Source organism: Achromobacter insuavis, assembly GCF_902859645.1.
In the GTDB taxonomy this organism is placed as follows: Bacteria; Pseudomonadota; Gammaproteobacteria; order Burkholderiales; family Burkholderiaceae_B; genus Achromobacter; species Achromobacter insuavis.
The window spans coordinates 35,293-55,994 of sequence record NZ_CADIJR010000019.1 but is presented as its reverse complement, the minus strand read 5'-3'; the positions used below and the strand labels follow the sequence as shown (position 1 = coordinate 55,994).

At 68.7% G+C, this 20,702-nt stretch carries 16 protein-coding genes; 11 read left to right on the top strand and 5 right to left on the bottom strand.

Annotated elements, in window-relative coordinates; all coding sequences use genetic code 11:
- Window positions 1-1,203, top strand: a complete 1,203-nt coding sequence (locus tag H0523_RS12675; RefSeq protein WP_054434004.1) for a glycosyltransferase family 4 protein — start codon at window positions 1-3, stop codon at window positions 1,201-1,203.
- Window positions 1,204-1,243: 40 nt separating this feature from the next.
- On the opposite strand, the gene H0523_RS12670 is transcribed toward H0523_RS12675, so the two are convergent.
- From H0523_RS12670 to H0523_RS12660, 3 genes are all read right to left on the bottom strand, one after another.
- The gene (locus H0523_RS12670) at window positions 1,244-3,157 is read right to left on the bottom strand and encodes a bifunctional metallophosphatase/5'-nucleotidase (protein WP_054434003.1); all 1,914 of its coding nucleotides are present in this window, start codon (window positions 3,155-3,157) and stop codon (window positions 1,244-1,246) included.
- 163 nt (window positions 3,158-3,320) lie between these two features.
- Window positions 3,321-4,430 (bottom strand): S-(hydroxymethyl)glutathione dehydrogenase/class III alcohol dehydrogenase, encoded by a 1,110-nt coding sequence (locus H0523_RS12665; protein ID WP_008164710.1) that lies wholly within the window; start codon window positions 4,428-4,430, stop codon window positions 3,321-3,323.
- Window positions 4,431-4,456: 26 nt separating this feature from the next.
- Complete coding sequence (locus H0523_RS12660) at window positions 4,457-4,747, bottom strand: metal/formaldehyde-sensitive transcriptional repressor (protein WP_006392430.1); 291 nt, start codon at window positions 4,745-4,747, stop codon at window positions 4,457-4,459.
- A gap of 133 nt (window positions 4,748-4,880) precedes the next feature.
- Between H0523_RS12660 and hutC the strand changes: the two genes are divergently transcribed.
- The 6 genes from hutC to hutI all read left to right on the top strand — a co-directional run bounded on the left by hutC (window position 4,881) and on the right by hutI (window position 12,332).
- A complete protein-coding gene (hutC, locus tag H0523_RS12655) occupies window positions 4,881-5,624 on the top strand; it encodes a histidine utilization transcriptional repressor HutC (RefSeq protein ID WP_180180069.1) in 744 nt (247 codons plus the stop codon).
- Entirely contained in the window at window positions 5,621-6,223 is a 603-nt protein-coding gene (locus tag H0523_RS12650) for a HutD/Ves family protein (RefSeq protein ID WP_054434002.1), read from the top strand. The genes hutC and H0523_RS12650 overlap by 4 nt, the downstream gene beginning before the upstream one ends.
- Before the next feature lie 140 nt (window positions 6,224-6,363).
- Window positions 6,364-8,055: a urocanate hydratase gene (gene hutU, locus H0523_RS12645; protein WP_054434001.1), complete on the top strand. Its 1,692-nt coding sequence runs from the start codon at window positions 6,364-6,366 to the stop codon at window positions 8,053-8,055.
- A 65-nt stretch (window positions 8,056-8,120) separates the two neighbouring features.
- Entirely contained in the window at window positions 8,121-9,527 is a 1,407-nt protein-coding gene (locus H0523_RS12640) for a purine-cytosine permease family protein (RefSeq protein WP_054434000.1), read from the top strand.
- Window positions 9,528-9,556: 29 nt separating this feature from the next.
- Window positions 9,557-11,086, top strand: a complete 1,530-nt coding sequence (gene hutH / locus H0523_RS12635) for a histidine ammonia-lyase (RefSeq protein ID WP_054433999.1) — start codon at window positions 9,557-9,559, stop codon at window positions 11,084-11,086.
- A 28-nt stretch (window positions 11,087-11,114) separates the two neighbouring features.
- On the top strand, window positions 11,115-12,332 hold the full coding sequence (gene hutI, locus H0523_RS12630) for an imidazolonepropionase (protein WP_054433998.1): 1,218 nt from the start codon (window positions 11,115-11,117) through the stop codon (window positions 12,330-12,332).
- Between the two features lie 40 nt (window positions 12,333-12,372).
- Here the strand turns inward: hutI and H0523_RS12625 are convergent, their stop codons facing one another.
- The gene (locus H0523_RS12625) at window positions 12,373-13,995 is read right to left on the bottom strand and encodes a methyl-accepting chemotaxis protein (protein WP_054433997.1); all 1,623 of its coding nucleotides are present in this window, start codon (window positions 13,993-13,995) and stop codon (window positions 12,373-12,375) included.
- A gap of 145 nt (window positions 13,996-14,140) precedes the next feature.
- Window positions 14,141-15,550 (bottom strand): MFS transporter, encoded by a 1,410-nt coding sequence (locus H0523_RS12620; RefSeq protein ID WP_054433996.1) that lies wholly within the window; start codon window positions 15,548-15,550, stop codon window positions 14,141-14,143.
- A gap of 507 nt (window positions 15,551-16,057) precedes the next feature.
- Between H0523_RS12620 and H0523_RS12615 the strand changes: the two genes are divergently transcribed.
- Genes H0523_RS12615 through H0523_RS12600 form a run of 4 tightly spaced genes read left to right on the top strand, consistent with a single transcriptional unit; the run spans window position 16,058 to window position 20,697 of the window.
- Entirely contained in the window at window positions 16,058-16,573 is a 516-nt protein-coding gene (locus H0523_RS12615; RefSeq protein ID WP_054433995.1) for a spore coat protein U domain-containing protein, read from the top strand.
- Window positions 16,573-17,307, top strand: a complete 735-nt coding sequence (locus H0523_RS12610; RefSeq protein WP_231689818.1) for a fimbrial biogenesis chaperone — start codon at window positions 16,573-16,575, stop codon at window positions 17,305-17,307. The genes H0523_RS12615 and H0523_RS12610 overlap by 1 nt, the downstream gene beginning before the upstream one ends.
- A gap of 55 nt (window positions 17,308-17,362) precedes the next feature.
- The gene (locus tag H0523_RS12605; RefSeq protein WP_082380513.1) at window positions 17,363-19,708 is read left to right on the top strand and encodes a fimbria/pilus outer membrane usher protein; all 2,346 of its coding nucleotides are present in this window, start codon (window positions 17,363-17,365) and stop codon (window positions 19,706-19,708) included.
- On the top strand, window positions 19,705-20,697 hold the full coding sequence (locus tag H0523_RS12600; RefSeq protein WP_054433994.1) for a Csu type fimbrial protein: 993 nt from the start codon (window positions 19,705-19,707) through the stop codon (window positions 20,695-20,697). Before H0523_RS12605 ends, H0523_RS12600 begins: the two co-directional genes overlap by 4 nt.
- Window positions 20,698-20,702: the final 5 nt, after the last annotated feature.

Below are 20,702 nucleotides of genomic sequence, written 5' to 3'. Positions count from 1 at the left end.
ATGAAGATCCTGTACACCAATTTCCACCTGGGTGATGGCGGCGGCCACACGACCTACGTCATGTCGCTGGCGCGCGCGCTGGGCGCGCGGGCCGACGTCACGGTGGCGGCGCCGCGCGGCAGCCGGCTGCTGGACGAGGCGGCCGCGCTGCCAGGGGTGCGCACGGTGGCGCTGCAGTTCAAGGGCGCGCCGGCGCGGCAGTGGCGCACGTTGCGCCAGTTGCGCGCGCTGCTGCGGGCCGAGGCGTTCGACGTGGTGCACGTCAATGGCTCGGCGGATCATCGCCTCTGCATGCTGGCGGCCGTGGGGCTCGGGCCGCTGCGGCCGTTCATGGTCTACACCCAGCACAATGGCCGCCATCCCCGCAGCCTGGGCGCGCGGCTGCGGGCCGCGCTGGCCACCGACCGCGTCATCTGCGTCAGCCAGCACACCTACGAGGGCATGGGCCGCTCGGCCTTCCGCCCGCAGGACCTGCGGCTGGTGCGTAACGGCGTGGACACGGCGCACTACCGTCCGGCGGCGCCGGACGAGGCCGCGCGGGCGCGCGAGGCATTGCTGCCGCCGGCATTGCGGGACCGCCTGGTGGTCGGCAGCCACGCCGGCACGGCCAGCTACAAGAACTGGCTGGACATGGTCGCCGCCGTGGCCCTGCTGCCGCCAGACCAGCGCGGACAGATCGCCGTGCTGATCGCCGGCCTGCCGCCCGCCGCCGCCGATCTGCGGCGGGTCGAGGCGCTGGGCATGGCCGGCGCGGTGGTGTTCACCGGCCTGCTGCGCGACGTGCGGCCGCTGCTGGCGGCGATGGATGTGGGCTTCGTGCTGTCGTCGCGCCTGGAGACGATTTCCTTTGCCTGCCGCGAGATGATGGCGGCGGGCAAGCCGGTCATCGTCAGCGATACCGGCGGCCTGGCCGAGAACGTCACCGAAGGCGGCAATGGCTGGATCGTGCCGGTGTCGGCGCCGCCACGGGTGGCGGAGACGCTGGCCGAGATCCTGGAGAACCGCATCCTGCTCGACTGGATGGCGGCCGCCGCGCGCCGCAGGGCGGTGCGGGACTTTTCCCTGGAGGCCTTCGTGCGCGAGACCGAGCGGATCTATGACGAAGCCGGCCCGCTGCGCGCGCCGCGCCTGCGCTACAAGCTGATGTCGGCGGGGGTGCTGGTGAGCACGGCCGTGCAGAACAGCGCGGCCTGCCTGGGCTAGGGCTCCGGCCGCGCCGTGATAGCGCGGCCGGAGCGCCGGCTCACTCGCTGTACGTCTTGGTGCTGTACAGGCTGATCGGCAGCAGGTTCAGCACCGGCAGGCCGGACACGGGGTTCTTGGCCTGCTTGTCGATGTAGGCCTGCAGCACGTCGGCATCGAGCACGCCGATGTCCTGGCGGCGGGCCGCCGGCACGTTGGCCAGGGTCTTGTAGCCGTCGCCGCCGGTGGCGTTGAAGCTCAGGACGAACAGCTTGTAGGTGCGGTTCAGGTCCAGCGGCAGCCAGTTGCCGCTGACGTTGTCGCGCACCTCGATGTTCGACACGCGGCTGCCTTCGGCCAGCGCGGCGTTCACGTCCCAGCGCAAGCCGCCCGCGTAGGGGTACGGGCCGGTCGAACCGCCGGGGCCGTAGACCGCCTGCATGCCGTCTTCCAGCATGTTCTTGACCTCGGCGCCGGTGACATCCAGACGCCACAGCATGTTGCCGAAGGGCACGACTTCGATCACGCTGGCCGCGGTCACGTTGCCCAGCAACGGCATGCGCACGCCACCGCCGCTCTGCAACGAGATGTCGGCGCCGCCGTAGTTGGTGTTGGCCACTTCCAGATAGGCCTGCGCCACCAACTGCTGGATGTCGCCGCCGTGCAGGTTGACGTTGCCCAGGGTGTTGCAGGCGACGCTGGAACGGCTGTAGTCGCGCGAGCCGGGGCCGCCGGGGACGCGCCGCGAGCACAGTTCCTGCGGCACCGTCGCCACCAGGCTGGCGCTGAACGCGTCGACCTTGGTCTTGAAGGGCTGCAGCACGGCCGTGGCGTGCGCATCCGGCTGCTGCAGGCGCAGGAAGCCGCTGGCGGCCACGTCGGCCAGAATGGCGGTCTGGTCGGCGGCGGCGGGTGCGGCGCCGCCGATCTTGAAGGTGTCGCCCAGCAGCACATGGGGAGTGCCGGCGCAGGCCGTCACATCGCCATTGGCGTCGAAACTGACCTTCAGTTCGCCCACCACCTGCGAGTATTCCCAGGCCTGCACCAGGCAGACGCGCTTGCCGTCCTTGTTGCGCAGTTCGGTGGGGTACGCGCCGGCGGGCGAGCCGACGCCGTAGGTCGTCAGCGCGTCGGGGCCGAGCAGCGTGTGGGAGTCGCCGCCAACCACCACGTCGACGCCGCTGAGCTTGGGAATGATCTGCTTGTCGTAGTCATAGCCGATGTGGCTCATCACCACGATCTTGTTGACCCCCTGGGCGCGCAGCGCGTCGATCTGCTGCTGCGCGGCGGCGGTCTCGTCGGAGAACAGGGTGCCAGGGTCGGGGCTGGACGATTGCTGGGTCTTGTTGGCGATCGTCAGGCCGACCAGGCCGATCGGCTGGCCGTCGCGCTGCACCACGATGGCGGGCTTGACCATGCCCGGGGCGCGCGAGGGATTGAGCGCCGAGTTGGCGCCGAAGGTGACGTTGGCGCTGAGCACCGGCGTCTGGCAGGCGCCAGCATGCAGCAGATCGATGAAGCGCTTCAGGCCGCTGTCGCCTTTGTCGAATTCATGGTTGCCCAACGTCATGGCGTCGAAGCAGACCGTGTTCATCAGCGCTGCGTCGGCTTCGCCGGGTTCGCCCGCGCGGTTGAAGTACAGCGTGCCGGTGGTGGCGTCGCCGGCGTGCAGCTTGAGCACGTTGGGCGATGCCGCGGCCAGGGCGGCGAAGGCCGCGGTGACGCGCGGAAAGCCGCCGACGTCGGTGTTGACCGTCACGCGCGCGCCGGCGGCGTTCTTGAGCTTGAGATCCTTCTTCCTGCTGTCCAGGTTGGAATGATGATCGTTGATGTGCAGGATCGTCAGTTCCATGGGCCGGCTGGCGACCGGCGCCGGGCTGGCCGGCGTATCGTCGTCGTCGCTGCCGCCGCAACCGGCCAGCAGCGCCACCAGGCTCAATGCCGCCGCGCCGGCATTCCTCTTCCACGTGATCATTCGCGTGCATCCCTCTGTTTTCGGAGGGATGCATGGTCGCGGGCCAGGATTACGTGAAGATGAATGACAGACGTGTCATGATCGACGCGCGGATTGACTTGCCGCTGTCATGAAAAAAAGCCCGCCGCTTGCGCGACGGGCTTTTCAACCGCGCGGGGCGCGATCAGTAGTGGATCACGGTGCGGATCGACTTGCCTTCATGCATCAGGTCGAAGGCCTCGTTGATGCGGTCCAGCGGCAGCGTGTGGGTCACGAACGGATCCAGGTCGATCTTGCCGCTCATCGCGTCCTCGACCATGCCGGGCAGCTGGGTGCGGCCCTTGACGCCGCCGAAGGCCGAGCCGCGCCACACGCGGCCGGTGACCAGCTGGAACGGGCGCGTGCTGATTTCCTGGCCGGCGCCGGCCACGCCGATGATGATGCTCTCGCCCCAGCCCTTGTGGCAGCATTCGAGCGCGGCGCGCATCACGTGGACGTTGCCGATGCACTCGAACGAGAAGTCCACGCCGCCGTCGGTGAGTTCGACGATCACTTCCTGGATCGGCTTGTCGTAGTCCTTCGGGTTGATGCAATCGGTGGCGCCCATGGCGCTGGCCAGCACGAACTTGTTGGGGTTGGTGTCGACCGCGATGATGCGGCCGGCCTTGGCCTGCACCGCGCCCTGGATCACCGCCAGGCCGATGCCGCCCAGGCCGAACACGGCCACGGTGTCGCCTTCCTTGACCTTGGCGGTGTTGTGCACCGCGCCCAGGCCGGTGGTGACGCCGCAGCCCAGCAGGCAGACCTTTTCGTGCGGCGCGGCCGGGTTGATCTTGGCCAGCGAGATCTCGTTGACCACGGTGTATTCGCTGAAGGTCGAGCAGCCCATGTAGTGGTAGAGCGGCTTGCCCTCGTAGCTGAAGCGCGAGGTGCCGTCGGGCATCACGCCCTTGCCCTGGGTGGCGCGCACCTTCTGGCACAGGTTGGTCTTGCCGGACAGGCAGAACTTGCACTCGCGGCACTCGGCCGTGTAGAGCGGGATGACGTGGTCGCCCGGCTTGAGCGAGGTCACGCCTTCGCCGACTTCGACCACCACGCCGGCGCCTTCATGGCCCAGCACGGCGGGGAACAGGCCTTCGGGGTCGTCGCCGCTGAGGGTGAAGGCGTCGGTGTGACAGACGCCGGTGTGGGTGATCTGCACCAGCACTTCACCGCGCTGCGGCGGCGCGACGTCGATTTCAACGATTTCCAGCGGCTTGCCGGGTCCGAATGCGACTGCTGCGCGTGATTTCATAGCTTTGCTCCACGAGGTCGATGGCGTTATTTCAGATAGGAACGGACGATGCGCATGATCTGATCGATTTCCGCTTCGGGTTCGATCGTGGCGCCGGGCCGTCCGCCCTGGGCGGATTGGAGGAAGGTCTCCCGGAGGTGGCTTTCGAGCACTTCGGCCATCAGGCCGGTGGCCGCGCCGCGCAGGGCGGCCAGCTGTTGCAGCAGCGCGCCGCATTCCGTGCCTTCGTTGACGGCGCGTTCCAGCGCCAGCGCCTGGCCCTGGATGCGGCGCAGGCGCGTGGTGACGCGCTTTTTCTCTGCGGGGGAATGGGGCACGGCGGGCTCCGGTAGATACAGGGGGGGAGTATACGCGGCCAGGCAGGTCGCGTCCAGCGCGGGCCGCCTGTCTGTACATGTCTAGTGGCCCCTATAATCGGTTTTCGTCCAACGGCACGACACAGGATATTCCGTGGCTTCCAATCCGCCCAGCCTGCCGGCCCAGGCCAACGCCCTGCCCGCGCCGCTTTATGCGCAACTCAAGCAGATGATCGCCCAGCAGATCCGCAGCGGCGCGTGGCCGGCGCATTACCGCGTGCCCTCGGAAAGCGAGCTGGTGCAGGAGCTGGGTTATTCCCGCATGACCATCAACCGCGCACTGCGCGAGCTGACGGCCGAGGGCCTGCTGGTGCGCATGCAGGGCGTGGGCACGTTCGTGGCCCAGCCCAAGACGCGTTCGGCGCTGTTCGCGGTCAACAATATCGCCGACGAGATCACGGCCCGCGGCCATCGCCACCACAGCCGCGTGGTGCGGCTGGCCGAGGAAGCCGCCGGCAGCGAACAGGCCGCCGCGCTCGACATCCGCGAAGGCCAGCCGGTGTTCCATTCGCTCATTGTGCACTTCGAGGACGACGTGCCGATCCAGCTCGAAGACCGCTACGTCAACGTGCGGTTGGCGCCCGACTACCTGAAGCAGGACTTCACCCGCCACACGCCCTATGAATACCTGACGCGGGTGGCGCCGCTGACCGAGGGCGAACATGTGGTCGAGGCCATCGTCGCCAAGCCGCGCGAATGCCAGCTGCTGCAGATCGACCGCAACGAGCCCTGCCTGCTGATCCGCCGGCGCACCTGGTCGGGCGAACGCGCCGTCACCCTGGCGCGCCTGATCCACCCCGGTTCGCGCCATCGCCTGGAAGGAAAATTCTCCACATGACTTCGCTTGACGTGCGCCTGTATCGGGCACAGGACTATCCCCGCATGCCGTGGCGCAATGGCGGCGGCACCACCCAGGAAGTGGCGTGCAACGCCGGCGGCAGCAGCGCCGCGTTCACCTGGCGCCTGTCGATCGCCGACGTGGCGCAGGCGGGCGGCTTTTCCGCGTTCAGCGGCCTGCAGCGCGTCATCACCGTGCTGGAAGGCGCGGGCATCGCGCTGACCGTCGACGGTCGCGAGAAGGCGCCGCTGCTGGCGCGGCAGGCCTATGCGTTCTCCGGCGACGCGCGGGTCGATTGCCGGCTGCTGGATGGCCCTATCCGTGATTTCAACCTGATCTATTCGCCACGCCATTACCACGCGCGGCTGCAATGGATCGGCGGCGCGCGCGACTGGACCTTCCACAGCGCGGCCAGCATCGTGTTGCTGTTCAATGCCGGCGACGCGCTCACGGCGCGGCGCGATGGCCTGTTGCTGCCGTCGCCCGCGCGCTACGACTGCCTGCATCTGGACAGCGCGGAAGGCCTGGCCGAATACCGCCTGGAATCCGCCACGGTCCTGGACGCCTGCCTGATCGAGCTGCAGCCGCGCCAGGGCTGATGCCGCCTTGCGACGCCCGCCGAGCGCGGCGTCGTACGGGAAATCCCTGATCAGGAACCTGGTCCAATCAGCTTGTATATACAAGCATAGGCATCCTATGATTCCGCCAACAGGCCGCGCATCGCGCCGCGGCGTCGATCATGGAGACTGCCTTGGAACAATCGAACCGATACCGCGACGTCGAGATCCGCGCGCCGCGCGGCAACCAGCTCACCGCCAAGAGCTGGCTGACCGAAGCGCCGCTGCGCATGCTGATGAACAACCTCGATCCGGACGTGGCCGAGAATCCCAAGGAACTGGTGGTCTACGGCGGCATCGGCCGCGCCGCGCGCGATTGGGACTGCTACGACAAGATCGTCGAGACGCTCAAGCGCCTGGAGGACGACGAGACCCTGCTGGTGCAGTCGGGCAAGCCGGTCGGCGTGTTCAAGACCCACGCCAACGCGCCGCGCGTGCTGATCGCCAATTCCAACCTGGTGCCGCACTGGGCCACCTGGGAGCATTTCAACGAACTCGACGCCAAGGGCCTGGCCATGTACGGCCAGATGACCGCCGGCAGCTGGATCTACATCGGCAGCCAGGGCATCGTGCAGGGCACTTACGAGACCTTCGTCGAGGCGGGCCGCCAGCACTACGGCGGCAAGCTGGCCGGCCGCTGGGTGCTGACCGCCGGCCTGGGCGGCATGGGCGGCGCGCAGCCGCTGGCGGCGACGCTGGCCGGCGCCTGCTCGCTGACGATCGAATGCCAGCAGGCCAGCATCGATTTCCGCCTGCGCACCCGCTATGTCGATGAACAGGCGGCCGACCTGGATGACGCGCTGGCCCGCATCGCCCGCTACACCCGGGAAGGCCGCGCGGTGTCGGTGGCGCTGTGCGGCAACGCCGCCGAGGTGCTGCCCGAGCTGGTGCGGCGCGGCGTGCGCCCGGACATGGTCACCGACCAGACCAGCGCCCACGATCCGCTCAACGGCTACCTGCCGGCCGGCTGGACCTGGGCCGAATACCGCGAACGCGCCAAGCGCGAGCCGGCCGCCGTGGTCAAGGCCGCCAAGCAGTCGATGGCCGTCCACGTCGAAGCCATGCTGGCGTTCCAGCGGCAGGGCGTGCCGACGTTCGACTACGGCAACAACATCCGCCAGATGGCCAAGGAGGAAGGCGTCGCCAACGCCTTCGATTTCCCGGGCTTCGTGCCCGCCTACATCCGCCCGCTGTTCTGCCGCGGCGTGGGGCCGTTCCGCTGGGCCGCGCTGTCGGGCGATCCGCAGGACATCTACAAGACGGACGCCAAGGTCAAGGAACTGATCCCCGATGACGCGCACCTGCATCGCTGGCTCGACATGGCGCGCGAGCGCATCCGCTTCCAGGGCCTGCCGGCGCGCATCTGCTGGGTCGGCCTGGGGCAGCGCGCCAAGCTGGGCCTGGCGTTCAACGAGATGGTGCGCAGCGGCGAGCTGTCGGCGCCGGTGGTGATCGGCCGCGACCATCTGGATTCCGGCTCCGTCGCCAGCCCCAACCGCGAAACCGAGGCCATGCGCGACGGTTCCGACGCGGTGTCCGACTGGCCGCTGCTCAACGCCCTGCTGAACACGGCGGGCGGCGCCACCTGGGTGTCGCTGCATCACGGCGGCGGCGTCGGCATGGGCTTCTCGCAGCATGCCGGCATGGTGATCGTGTGCGACGGCACCGATGCCGCGGCCGAACGCATCGCCCGCGTGCTGGCCAACGACCCGGGCACCGGCGTGATGCGTCATGCCGATGCCGGCTACCAGGCCGCGATCGACTGCGCCCGCGAGCAGGGCCTGGACCTGCCCATGGTCAACGCCCAGCGCTGAGCCGCGGCCGGCGCGCACCGCCAAGAACCGGGCGTCGCGGCGCGGCGCCCGCAAGGAGACAACGCATGGGGCAGGACCGCGGGTCGCTGATCGAACGGCGCTCGATCGACTTCATTCCCGAGACCGAGCGCCACGGCCGGCTCTACAGCCAGTTCACGCTGTGGCTGGGCGCCAATCTGCAGATCACCGCCATCGTCACCGGCGCGCTGGCCGTGGTGCTGGGCGGCGACGTGTTCTGGTCGCTGATCGGGCTGTTCATCGGCCAGGTGTTCGGCGGCGCCGTCATGGCGCTGCACGCGGCCCAGGGCCCCAAGCTGGGCCTGCCGCAGATGATCTCCAGCCGGGTGCAGTTCGGCGTCTACGGCGCGGCCATCCCGATCGTGCTGGTGTGCCTGATGTACCTGGGGTTCACGGCCACCGGCACCGTGCTATCGGGTCAGGCCATCGGCCAGCTGCTGGGCGTCAGCGACAGCGCCGGTATCCTGCTGTTCGCGGCCGTCATCGTGCTGGTGACGGTGTTCGGCTACCGCATGATCCACCTCATCGGGCGGGTCGCCAGCGTGCTGGGGCTGATCGCGTTTGTCTACCTCTTCAGCCGCGTGATCGTGCTGGGCGACGTCGGCCAGCTGCTGCAGATCCGTCATTTCAGCTGGGCCTCGTTCCTGCTGGCGGTGTCGCTGGCGGCCTCGTGGCAGATCGCCTATGGCCCGTACGTGGCGGACTACTCGCGTTACCTGCCCAGCCGCACCTCGTCGTTCAAGACCTTTCTGGCGGTGGGCCTGGGGTCGGTGGTGGGCGCGCAGATCGCGATGACGCTGGGCGTGCTGGCGGCGGCGATGGCGGCCGGGCAGTTCGCCGGCCGCGAGGTGGCCTACATCGTCGGCCTGGGCGGCGCCGGCGCCACCGCGGCGCTGCTGTACTTCAGCATCGCCTTTGGCAAGGTCACGATCTCGACGCTGAACTCGTACGGCAGCTTCATGTGCATCGCCACCATCATCAGCGGCTTTCGCGGCCATGTGGATATCTCGCGGCGCCAGCGGCTGGTATTCGTGGTGCTGATCGTCGGCGCGGCCACTTGCGTGGCGCTGGCGGGCCAGCATTCGTTCCTGAACGCATTCAAGTCGTTCATCCTGTTCCTGCTGGCCTTCTTCACGCCCTGGAGCGCCGTCAACCTGGTGGACTATTACTTCATCAACCGCGAGCGCTACGATGTGGCGGCACTGTCGGATCCGGACGGCCGCTATGGCCGCTGGAACTGGCCCGGCATCCTGGTGTACGTGTTCGGGGTGCTGGTGCAGATGCCCTTCATCTCGACCAAGCTCTACACCGGCCCGATGGTCGCGCGCCTGGGCGGCGTCGACATTTCCTGGATCATCGGGCTGATCGTGCCCGGCCTGCTCTATTACGTGTTCGCCCGCCGCGGGCAGGCGCCCGCGCCCCGCCCGGTCCGGCGCGGACACGACATCGCATGACACCGAACATCCGTCCTGGAGAATAAGAAATGGATCTGCACCTGAACCCCGGCCACCTGACCCTGGCGCAACTGCGCCAGGTGTACCAGCACGCGGGCCGCGTGACGCTGGACCCGGCCGCCTACGGCCCGATCGACGCCAGCGTCGCCTGCGTCGAACGCATCATCGCCGAGGGCCGCACCGCCTACGGTATCAACACCGGCTTCGGCCTGCTGGCTTCCACCAAGATCGCGCGCGAGGACCTGCAGGCGCTGCAGAGCTCGCTGGTGCTGTCGCACGCGGCCGGCGTGGGCGAGCCGCTGGACGACGCCATGGTGCGGCTCATCATGGTGCTCAAGATCAACAGCCTGGCGCGCGGCCGCTCGGGCATCCGCCGCCAGGTCATCGACAGCCTGATCGCGCTGGTCAATGCCGGCGTCTATCCGCACATCCCGCTCAAGGGTTCGGTGGGCGCCTCGGGCGACCTGGCGCCGCTGGCCCACATGTCGCTGCTGTTGCTGGGCGAAAGCCGCGCCCGCTGCGACGGCGAGTGGCTGCCGGCCAAGGCCGCGCTGGCCCGAGCTGGCCTGGCGCCGCTGACGCTGGCCGCCAAGGAAGGCCTGGCCCTGTTGAACGGCACCCAGGTGTCGACCGCCTATGCGCTGCGCGGCCTGTTCGAGACCGAGGACCTGCTGGCCGCCGGCCTGGTCTGCGGCAGCCTGAGCGTGGAAGCGATGCTCGGCTCGCGCGTGCCGTTCGACGCCCGCATCCACGAGGCGCGCGGCCAGCCCGGCCAGATCGACGTGGCCGCCGTCTACCGCGACCTGCTGACCGAAGACAGCGAGGTCGGCCATTCGCACGTCGATTGCGACAAGGTCCAGGACCCCTACTCGCTGCGCTGCCAGCCGCAGGTCATGGGCGCGTGCCTGACGCAGATCCGCCACGTGGCGCAGGTGCTGCAGATCGAGGCCAATGCCGTGTCCGACAACCCGCTGGTGTTCGCCGAACAGGGCGACGTGCTGTCGGGTGGCAACTTCCATGCCGAGCCGGTGGCGCTGGTGGCCGACAACCTGGCCCTGGCGCTGGCCGAGATCGGCGCGCTGTCCGAACGCCGCATTTCGCTGATGATGGACAAGCACATGTCGCAGCTGCCGCCGTTCCTGGTGAGCAACGGCGGCGTCAATTCGGGCTTCATGATCGCGCAGGTCACGGCGGCCGCGCTGGCCAGCGACAACAAGGCGCTGGCGCATCCGGCCAGCGTCGACAGCCTGCCGACCTCGGCCAACCAGGAAGACCACGTGTCGATGGCGCCCAACGCCGGCAAGCGGCTTTGGCCGATGGCCGACAACGTGCGCGACATCCTGGCGATCGAGTGGCTGGGCGCCTGCCAGGGACTGGACTTCCGCGCGGGGTTGAAGACCTCGCCCAAGCTGGAGCGCGCGCGCGGCCTGCTGCGCGAGCAGGTCGCGCACTACGAGAAGGACCGTTTCTTCGCGCCCGACATCGAGGCCGCCAGCCGGTTGATCGCCGGCCGCCACCTGAATGCGCTGATGCCGGCCGGCCTGTTGCCCAGCCTGTGAGCGCATCGACGATGACGGGAGCACGCCCATGAAACAGATCTGGCGCAACTGCCACGTGGCGACGATGGCCGGCGGCGAATACGCCGCCGTCGAACGCGCCGCGCTGGTGACGCGCGGCCAACATATCGAGTGGGTCGGCCCGGAAGCCGACCTGCCGCGCGGCGACGAGGCGGCCGAGCACGACCTGGGCGGCGCCTGGGTGACGCCGGGGCTGATCGACTGCCACACCCACCTGGTGTTCGGCGGCGATCGCAGCCAGGAATTCGAACAGCGCCTGCAGGGCGTGGACTACGCGGTGATCGCGGCCCAGGGCGGCGGCATCGCCAGCACGGTGCGCGCCACCCGCGCCGCCACCGAGGCGCAGTTGTACGCCAGCGCGCGGCGGCGCGCGCTGCACCTGCTGCGCGATGGCGTGACCACGCTGGAGATCAAGTCCGGCTACGGCCTGGACCTGCCCAATGAACGCAAGATGCTGCGGGTGGCGCGCCACCTGGGGCAGACCCTGCCGTTGACCGTGCGCGCCACCTGTCTGGCGGCGCACGCGCTGCCGCCTGAATTCGCCGGCCGCGCCGATGACTATATCGACGAGGTCGCGCGCCGCATGCTGCCGGTGCTGGCGGCCGAGGGGCTGGTGGACGCGGTGGACGCCTTCTGCGAGCACCTGGCCTTTTCGCCGGCGCAGGTCGAGCGCGTGTTCCAGGCCGCGGCCCAGCTGGGCCTGCCGGTGAAGCTGCACGCCGAGCAGCTGTCGTCGCTGCATGGCGCCAGCCTGGCCGCGCGCCATGGCGCGCTGTCGGCGGATCACCTGGAATACCTGACCGAGGCCGACGTGCGCGCCATGGCGGCGGCCGGCACGGTGGCGGTGCTGCTGCCGGGCGCGTTCTACGCGCTGCGCGAAACGCAGCTGCCGCCGATCGACCTGCTGCGGCGCCACGGCGTGCCGATCGCGATCTCCAGCGACCTGAATCCGGGCACCTCGCCCGCGCTGTCGCTGCGGCTGATGCTGAGCATGGCGTGCACCCTGTTCCGCCTGACGCCACAGGAGGCGCTGGCGGGCGCCACGGTCCACGCGGCGCGCGCGCTGGGCCTGCAGGCCAGCCACGGCGTGCTGGCGCCGGGCAAGGTCGCCGACTTCGTGGCGTGGGACATCGCGCATCCCGCCGAGCTGGCGTACTGGATCGGCGGCGAACTGCCCAAGCGGGTCATCCGCCACGGCGAGCCGGTCTGCGCGACCGCGCTGGACTGACGCGGCGACGCCGGCCCGAGGCCGGCGCCGCGCGCGGGGATCAGGCCGACAGCGCCAGGCGTTCACGCACCGGCAGGGCCGGCGGCGCGTATTCCTGCTGGCCGGCCGGCAGCCGGAAGGTGCTGACCGACTGCTGCAGGCGCTGCGCCTGCGATTCCAGCGAGGCCGCCGCGGCGGCGGCCTGTTCGACCAGCGCGGCGTTCTGCTGCGTCACCTGATCCATCTGCGTGACGGCGGTGTTGACCTGGTCGATGCCGGTCACCTGTTCGTGCGAGGCGCTGGCGATGTCGCCGACCAGCGTGGTCAGCCGCTCGATCGCCGCCTGGATTTCCTCCATGGTGCGGCCGGCGGTCTCGACCTGCACCGCGCCGGCCTGCACCGTCTCGCCCGAGGCGCCCAGCAGCTGCTTGATTTCCTTGGCCGCGCTGGCGCTGCGTTGCGCCAGCGAGCGCACCTCGCCGGCCACCACCGCGAAACCCTTGCCCTGCTCGCCGGCGCGCGCGGCCTCGACCGCCGCGTTCAACGCCAGGATGTTGGTCTGGAACGCGATGCCGTCGATCACGCCGACGATGTCCTCGATGCGCCCCGAGTCCTGCGCGATCTCGCGCATGGTGGCGACCGCGCTCTGCACCGCCGCGCCGCCGCGGCGGGCCACTTCCGAGGCCTCGGCGGCCATGGCGTTGGCCTGGCGCGCGTTGTCGGCGTTGCTGGTGACGGTGGACAGCAGCTGTTCCATGCTGGCCGCGGTCTCCTCGAGCGAGGCGGCCTGTTGCTCGGTGCGGCTGGACAGGTCCTGGTTGCCCGCGGCGATCTCGCTGGAGCCGGTGTTGATCTCGGCCACGCCGTCGCGCACCGAATGCACCGTCTGGACCAGGCTGGCCTGCATTTCCTGCAGATACGGGATCAGTTGGCCGACGCAGTTGTTGCCGTAGGTCGCGATGGGCGCGGTCAGGTCGCCCGAGGCGATGTGCTGGAAGTGGCGCTTGACCACGTTCAGCGGCCGCTGCATGAAGAGCACGACATAGCGGTCGCCCAGCACCAGCAACAGCAGGCTGATGCCCAGCACGATGCCGATGCCGACATAGGCGTCGCGGCGTTCGACGCTGGATCGTGCGATCAGGTCTTCCTGGCGCTGCCTGGCGTAGGCCTGGTAGTTCTCGATGCTCTTGCCGAAGGCGCGGCTGGCGGTGACGACCGGCCCCGAAGCATGGGCGCGGGCCTTCTCGATGTCATCCTGCGCCAGGAAATTGCGCTGCACCGCGATGCCGCCGTTGACCAGCGCGTCGAAGTCGTTGCGCAACGGGTCGAGGATCGACGCGGGGGTATCGTTCTTGGCCGACTCCAGGAACGCCTGCTGGTTCTTGCGGGCTTCCTGCAGCGCCGCGTCGATCGCGCGGCCTTCTTCGGCGGCCGGCGCGGCCAGGCCGTCGCGGGCGTACTCCAGCTGCCGCGCCAGCCGCAGGCGGGCGCGCATGATCTGGTCGTTGATGAGGGACAGCGAGGAAACTTCGTTCAGCAGGTCGTTGCTGGCTTCGAGGGCCTCGCCGGCGTGGCGCAGGCCGTTGACGCTGATGGTCGCCTGGCCGGCGAACAGGACACTGATCATGAGCAGCGTGCTCAGGATCATGCGGCGGATGGTGATGTCTTTCAGGAACTGTGTCATACGCGTCTTTCTAGGGGGGTAGGAGACTGCCTCACCCCGGACAACGGCCCGGCCCCCTTTGATATTTAGCGCGTGTTGCACATCTTACGTATGTGTCGATTGATCCACGATATATAACGACATTAACTGTAATAAAAGTGTCTTTTCACCGTGCGGCGGGCGCTTCGGCCGGTTCGATCGCGCCAAAGCGCAGCCGCGCGAAGCTCGCCAGGCTGGCCAGGGCGGCGCACAAACCGCCCAGCCACAGCGCGATCACGGCGCCATGGGTGGTCGACACGTTGAAGCACGCCGCCACCAGCGCGGCGCCGGTGGCCTGCCCCAGCAGCCGCACCGTGCCGATCATGCCGCTGGCCCCGCCCGCGCGCGACGGCGGCGCCGAGGTCATGATGGCGCGCAGGTTGGGCGACTGGAAGAAGCCGAAGCCGGCGCCGCACAGCGCCATGCGCCACGAGATGTCCCAGGCCGAGGGCGCGGCCGGCAGCACGGCCAGCGACGCCATGCCCAGGGCCAGCAGCGCCAGCCCCACGCCGCCGAGGATGCCGGCCGGATAGCGGTCCGACAGGCGGCCGGCGATGGGCGCCATGATCGCCACCACCACCGGCCACGGCGTGATGAGAAAGCCGGTATGCACCTGGGTGTAGCCCAGCACCGTCTGGAACAGGAACGGCAGCGACACGAACGCCAGCGCCTGCGCCGCGAATGCGCACACGGCGGTGGCGGCGGACAGCGCGAACAGCGGCCGGCGCAACAGGTCCACCGCCAGGATCGGCGCGGGGTGGCCGGCCTGGCGCCGCATCAGCAGCCACAGGCTGGCCGCCGCCAGGCCCCATTCCAGCGTCACGCGCGGCCACGGCGCGCTGTGCGCCAGTTCGTTCGAGCCGAGCACGAACAGGCCCAGCGTCAGCGCGCAGAGCGCCGCCGCCAGGCCGTCGAAGCCGTGCGGCGCGCGCGTGGTCAGGGGCAGGCCGCGCAGGCCCAGCGCCACCGCCAGCAGGCCGATCGGCACGTTGATCAGGAACAGCCAGTGCCACGATCCCAGCAGCAGGATGGTGGAGGCCGCGGTCGGCCCCGCGGCGAACGACAGGCCCACCACCATCGCGTTCAGGCCCATGCCGCGACCCAGCACCGGGGCCGGATAGATGAAGCGCAGCAGGGCCGCGTTCACGCTCATGACGCCAGCCGCGCCCAGGCCCTGCAGGATGCGGGCCGCCACCAGCACCGGCAGCGACGGCGCCAGCCCACAGGCCAGCGAGGACAGCGTGAACACCACGATGCCGACCATGTAGACGCGCCGGTGCCCCAGGATCTCGCCCAGCGCCGCCGCCGGCAGCAGGCCCGCGACCATCGCCAGCTGGTAGCCGCTGATGACCCAGATGGAGCCCGCGTCGCTGGCCTGCAGGTCGCGCGCGATGGTCGGCAGCGCGGTGTTGGCGATGGCGGTGTCGAGACTGGCCATGCAGACCGCCAGCATGACCGCCAGCAGCGCGCCCAGGCGTTCGGACGCCGGCAGGCCGCGGCCCGCCGGATGGATGGTGTTGCTTGAGAAGGAGAACATGAGGAGACGCGCGGCGAAACGCCGGGGCCGACGGCTGTGGGTGAGCGTTGATTCTAGTGCGACATGTCGATTCAACGCTTCGTCAGCCGGGCGCGCATGACCGCGCCGTCGACCGGGCGTGGCGCGCGCATGGCGGGCGAGCGCAATGGCGCGCGCGGGGTGATTATCGGCCGCTCGGCATTAATGCGACCGGGCGGTCACCCGTGGCGGCGGCGGAATAATCATCAAAGCATAATCTCGCCGCCGGCAATTCCCGCATTTTTCAGGACGTCTGTTACTAATTGAAATTCTCTAATGTGCTGAATTACAACAAAATATCCAATCCCGGATTAATCGTGTTTTCATAGAGACAATTCAATTCGTTGTCCGGGATTCTTAATCCGTTTGGTGAGAAGTGGTAAGCGATGCGGGTTTGAATTTAACCAAATTGTGCCCGCCTACTTTATTCGCCGTACCATGGTTGTTATGCAGGTCTGACAGTGCAGCAGTATTTCGTGGGAGTGATTCATGAAACGCTTGTCCTTGTGCGCGACGACTCTGACTTTGACACTGGCGGCGGCCGGCGCCCTGCCCCAGGCGGCGTTGGCCCAGACCACGGCCAACATGACGGTGACGCTGACCATTACGGCCAATTGCACCATTGCCGCGAATAACCTGAGCTTCGGCAGTCACGGCCTGCTCACCACCGCGGTGACGGGCAATACCACGGTCAACGTGACCTGCACCAATACCACGCCCTATACCGTCGGCCTGAGCGCCGGCAGCGGTTCGGGATCCACCTTCGCCACCCGTTATATGAACGGGACCGGGACGGGCAATACCGCCAGCACGGTGCAATACCAGTTGTACCAGCCGGCGCCCAACCAGACGGTGGTCTGGGGCGATACCGGCTCCACCGATCGCGTCGGCGGCGTCGGCAATGGCTCATCGCAGGCGCTGACCGTGAACGGCACGGTGCCCGTGCAGAGCACGCCGGCGCCCGATACGTATTCCTCGACCGTGACCGCGACGGTGTATTTCTAGTGGCCCGCCCATTCGCGGGCCGTCTTTTCCGCATACTGGTCGGTGCGGCGTTCGCCTGGAGCGTCCTGGCCGTGCCGGCGCGGGCGGCGACGCTGCAGATATCGCCCGTGCTGGTGGACCTGCCGCCGCAGCAGAGCGCCACCGGCATCATGCTGCGCAATCCAGGCATCACGCCCATTTACGGCCAGGTGCGCGTCTACGCCTGGGACCAGGCCCAGGGCGATGACGTGCTGGCGCCGACCGAGGCGATCCAGGCCAGTCCGCCCATTATCCAGGTGCCGCCCAAAGGCGAGCAATTGGTGCGGCTGGTGCGGGCAGGCAAGGACGTGGCGCCGCTGGAGCAGAGCTACCGGCTGGTGATCGACGAGATTCCCGATCCGTCCACGCCGCTGGTCAATGGCGTGGTGTTGCGCATGCGCTATTCGGTGCCGGTCTTCGTGGCCGGCGCCACGCCCGAACCGACGCCGGAGCTGGCCTGGCACCTGGCGCGCGACGGCAAGGAATGGGTATTGCGACTCGCCAATACCGGCACCCGCTATGCGCAGGTGGCGGCCCTGCAGGTCGTGGGCGGCGCCGATGCGCAGCTGGGCAAGGTCGACGGGCTGCTGGGTTATGCCCTGGCGCAGCGTCAGCGCGAGTGGCGCTTTCCCGCCAGGCAGGCCGCGCCCGGACAGGTAAGGATCAAAGCGCTGGTGAACGGCAATCCCGTCACCGTGACACCGCGAACCGACTGACTGATTGCGTCCCGCGCCGCCTTGTCGGCGGCCTCGGGGTAAGAGAAGGCAGCCCATGGCAGTACGCGCTATCCGTGCATGCGGGCGCTGCGCATGCCGCTTCGCGCTCGTGCTGTTCGGAGCGTCGGCGGTGGCGGCGGATTTGCCCATCCAACTGGTGTCGTTCGGCGATATCGCCGAACGCGATGTCTATTTGGAGGTGAGTATCAACGGCGTGAACACGACGCAGCTGTTGCGTTTCCGGGACGCACAGGGCCGCCTGTCGGCCAGCCCCGGCGCGCTGGGGTCGGTCGGCGTGGACGTGAGCAAGATGGGCGCGGCGCGCGACAGCGAGATCCGGCTCGATGACGTCGCCGGGCTGCGCTACACCTACAACGCCGCCATGCAATCGGTGAACCTGGTGGTCCCCGACGGGCTGCGCCAACCGTTCCAGGTGGATACCCGCGGCCTGCCGCAGACGCCGCGCGCGACCGCGGGGCGCGGCCTGCTGGTGAACTACGAGGCCTATGCGCAGACCGATGCCTACAGCACCGTGTCGCTGTACAGCGAACAGCGCTATTTCGACAGCCATGGCACGCTCAGCAATACCGGCACCACCTATCTGGGCGGACGCGCCGACCGCTATGTGCGCTACGACACCTACTGGACCCATTCCAACCAGGACACGCTGCGCACGCTGCGGATCGGCGACACCATCACCTCGTCCCTGAACTGGTCGCGCTCGGTGCGGGTGGCCGGCATCCAGTGGGGGAGAAATTTCGCGTTGCGTCCGGACCTGGTGACGTTTCCGGTATCGTCGCTGAGCGCGTCGTCGGTGGTGCCGTCGTCGGTGTCGCTGTACGTCAACGGCGTGCAGCAGTATTCGGGCAATGTGCCGGCCGGGCCGTTCGTGGTCAACCAGATCCCGGGCATCACCGGCTCGGGCCAGGCCACGCTGGTCACGCGCGACGCGCTGGGGCGCAGCGTCAGCACTTCGGTGCCGCTCTACATCGACACGCGCATGCTGGCGGCCGGGCTTTCCAGCTATTCCATCGAGATGGGCGTGGCGCGGCGCCAGTTCAGCGTGCGCTCCTTCGACTACGACAAGCGTCCCGCCGTCACCGCCTCGGGCCGTTACGGCCTGGACGACGCGCTGACGCTGGAGGGCCATTCCGAAATGAGCGCCGGCGTCTACAACGTCGGCGCCGGCGCCCTGGTCCGGCTGGGCCAGGCGGGCGTGGTCAACGGCGCATTGTCGGGCAGCGCCGGGCACTACAACGGCGGCCAGGTGAGCGTGGGCTACCAGTATGTCGAGCCCGCGTTCAGCGTCGAACTGCAGACCGTGCGCGCGCTGGGCGACTATGGCGACCTGGGCTCGCGCGAGGACGCGCCGATGCCGCGCCAGACCGACCGCGTGACCTTCTCGCTGCCGCTGACGACCTCGCAGAGCGTCGCGTTCAGCTATATCGGATTCCGCATGCCGCAGACGCCCGCCGCCCGGATCGGATCGGCCTCGTACACCGCCAACCTGCACAGCCGCGTTTCGATGAACCTGAGCGCGTACAACGATTTCTCGCAAACCAATTCGCACGGTGTCTATCTTGGCTTTTCCATCCTGCTGGGCGACAACACCCAGGCCAGCGCCTCGGTGGGCCGGCAGGGCGACCAGAGCATCTACAGCGTCGGCGCGCAGCACAATGTGGACTATGACGGCGGCTGGGGCTGGGGCGTGGAGAACGGCCGCAGCGGCGGCCGGCAGTACAACCAGGGCAAGGTGCAGTTCCTGGGACGCTATGGCCAGCTGACCGCGCTGGGCCAGGACTACGGCGGCAAGAGCCAGGCGGCGTTGCAGGCCACCGGCGCCGTGGTGCTGATGGACGGCGCGCTGACGCCCTCGCGCCGCATCAACGATGGCTTCGCGCTGGTCAGCACCGACGGCACGCCGGATGTCTCGGTGCTGCACGAAAACCGCAAGCTCGGCCGCACCAACAGCGCCGGCCACCTGCTGGTGCCGGACCTGAATTCCTACCAGGTCAACCGGCTGTCCATCGACCCCGATGAACTGCCGGTGGACATGAAGCTGGAGACGACCAAGGCGGTGGCGGTGCCGCAGTCGGGTTCCGGCGTGCTGGTCAAGTTCGAACTGCAGCGCTACGCGGCGGCCTCGGTCATCCTGCGGCGGCCCGACGGCGCGGCGGTGCCGGTGGGCGCGCAGGTCGCGCACATCGAAAGCGGCAAGCAGTCGGTGGTGGGCTACGACGGCATCGCCTTTGTCGAGGACCTGCAGGCGGAGAACCATCTGCGGGTCAAGGGCGGCGGCGTGTCGTGCGTGGTGGAGTTCCCGTACCGGCACGATCCCGCGCGGCCGCTGCCCACGCTGGGGCCGTTCACTTGCCAGCCGTTGAAGGAGCCCGGCCAATGAAGTCCATCCTGTTCGCGCTGGGGGTGGCGTTGGGGGCGGGATGGTCGGCCGATGCCCAGGCGACCTCGTGTTCGCTGGGCGCCGCGACCACCAATACGACCAACTTCGGCCCGGTCAATCCGCTGCTGTCCACCGATACCTACGCCGACAGCAACACCGTGGCGGTGACGTGCAATTTCACCGCGCTCGCGTTTGGCGCGCGTCTGTGCTTTTCCGCCGGGGTGGGCACCACCAGCCCGTCGACGGCGGCGCGGGCGCTGGGCTCGGGCGCCTATCGCATGAACTACAACCTGTACACCGACAGCGGCCACAGCCAGGTCTGGGGCAATGCGACCACCTCGGCGCCGACCTCGGTGCTGCTGGCCGGGCCGGTGTTGTCGACAGGGTCGGCGTCGACGTCGTTCGCCTATTACGCCAAATTGCCGGGCAGCCAGACCACCGTGTCGACCGTCGGCAACGCCAACACGCTGTACAGCGAGAGCTACACCAACACGATACGCGTCGACATCTCCTGGGGGCTGTTGGCGAGCCTGCTGGTGAATTGTCCGATCGCCGCGCCCAGCCAGACGTTGTACGTGCCGCTGACGGTGCAGGCGACGGTGCAGAAGAACTGCTCCATCAATACGACCAACATGGCGTTCGCGCCGCAGGGGCTGCTCAAGCAGGCCGTGACGGCGACGGCCCAGATCACGGTGCTGTGCACCAACAACAATGCCTTCGCCGTCGCGCTCAACGGCGGCTCGGTGGCCGGCAACGTGCTGGCGCGCAAGATGAAGCACGCGACCGCCGCGGATACCGTCAGCTATCAGCTCTACCATGATTCGAACTACGCGACGGTCTGGGGCGATGGCGTGACCGGCGGCACCGCGCTCAACAGCACGGGCACGGGAGCCAACCAGCAGTTCACGGTCTATGGCCGCGTGCCGGCGCAGACCACGCCGCGGCCGGGCAACTACAGCGACACGATCCTGGTCACGATCACGTTCTGAGGGCC

Excerpts from the sequence above, each read along its gene's own strand:
- H0523_RS12615 (WP_054433995.1), top strand. The coding sequence starts at position 16,058 with ATGAAACGCTTGTCCTTGTGCGCGACGACTCTGACTTTGACACTGGCG.
- H0523_RS12675 (WP_054434004.1), top strand. The coding sequence starts at position 1 with ATGAAGATCCTGTACACCAATTTCCACCTGGGTGATGGCGGCGGCCAC.
- H0523_RS12600 (WP_054433994.1), top strand. The coding sequence starts at position 19,705 with ATGAAGTCCATCCTGTTCGCGCTGGGGGTGGCGTTGGGGGCGGGATGG.
- H0523_RS12640 (WP_054434000.1), top strand. The coding sequence starts at position 8,121 with ATGGGGCAGGACCGCGGGTCGCTGATCGAACGGCGCTCGATCGACTTC.
- H0523_RS12665 (WP_008164710.1), bottom strand. The coding sequence starts at position 4,430 with ATGAAATCACGCGCAGCAGTCGCATTCGGACCCGGCAAGCCGCTGGAA.
- H0523_RS12670 (WP_054434003.1), bottom strand. The coding sequence starts at position 3,157 with ATGATCACGTGGAAGAGGAATGCCGGCGCGGCGGCATTGAGCCTGGTG.
- H0523_RS12650 (WP_054434002.1), top strand. The coding sequence starts at position 5,621 with ATGACTTCGCTTGACGTGCGCCTGTATCGGGCACAGGACTATCCCCGC.
- H0523_RS12620 (WP_054433996.1), bottom strand. The coding sequence starts at position 15,550 with ATGTTCTCCTTCTCAAGCAACACCATCCATCCGGCGGGCCGCGGCCTG.
- H0523_RS12605 (WP_082380513.1), top strand. The coding sequence starts at position 17,363 with ATGGCAGTACGCGCTATCCGTGCATGCGGGCGCTGCGCATGCCGCTTC.
- H0523_RS12625 (WP_054433997.1), bottom strand. The coding sequence starts at position 13,995 with ATGACACAGTTCCTGAAAGACATCACCATCCGCCGCATGATCCTGAGC.
- hutI (WP_054433998.1), top strand. The coding sequence starts at position 11,115 with ATGAAACAGATCTGGCGCAACTGCCACGTGGCGACGATGGCCGGCGGC.
- hutU (WP_054434001.1), top strand. The coding sequence starts at position 6,364 with ATGGAGACTGCCTTGGAACAATCGAACCGATACCGCGACGTCGAGATC.
- hutH (WP_054433999.1), top strand. The coding sequence starts at position 9,557 with ATGGATCTGCACCTGAACCCCGGCCACCTGACCCTGGCGCAACTGCGC.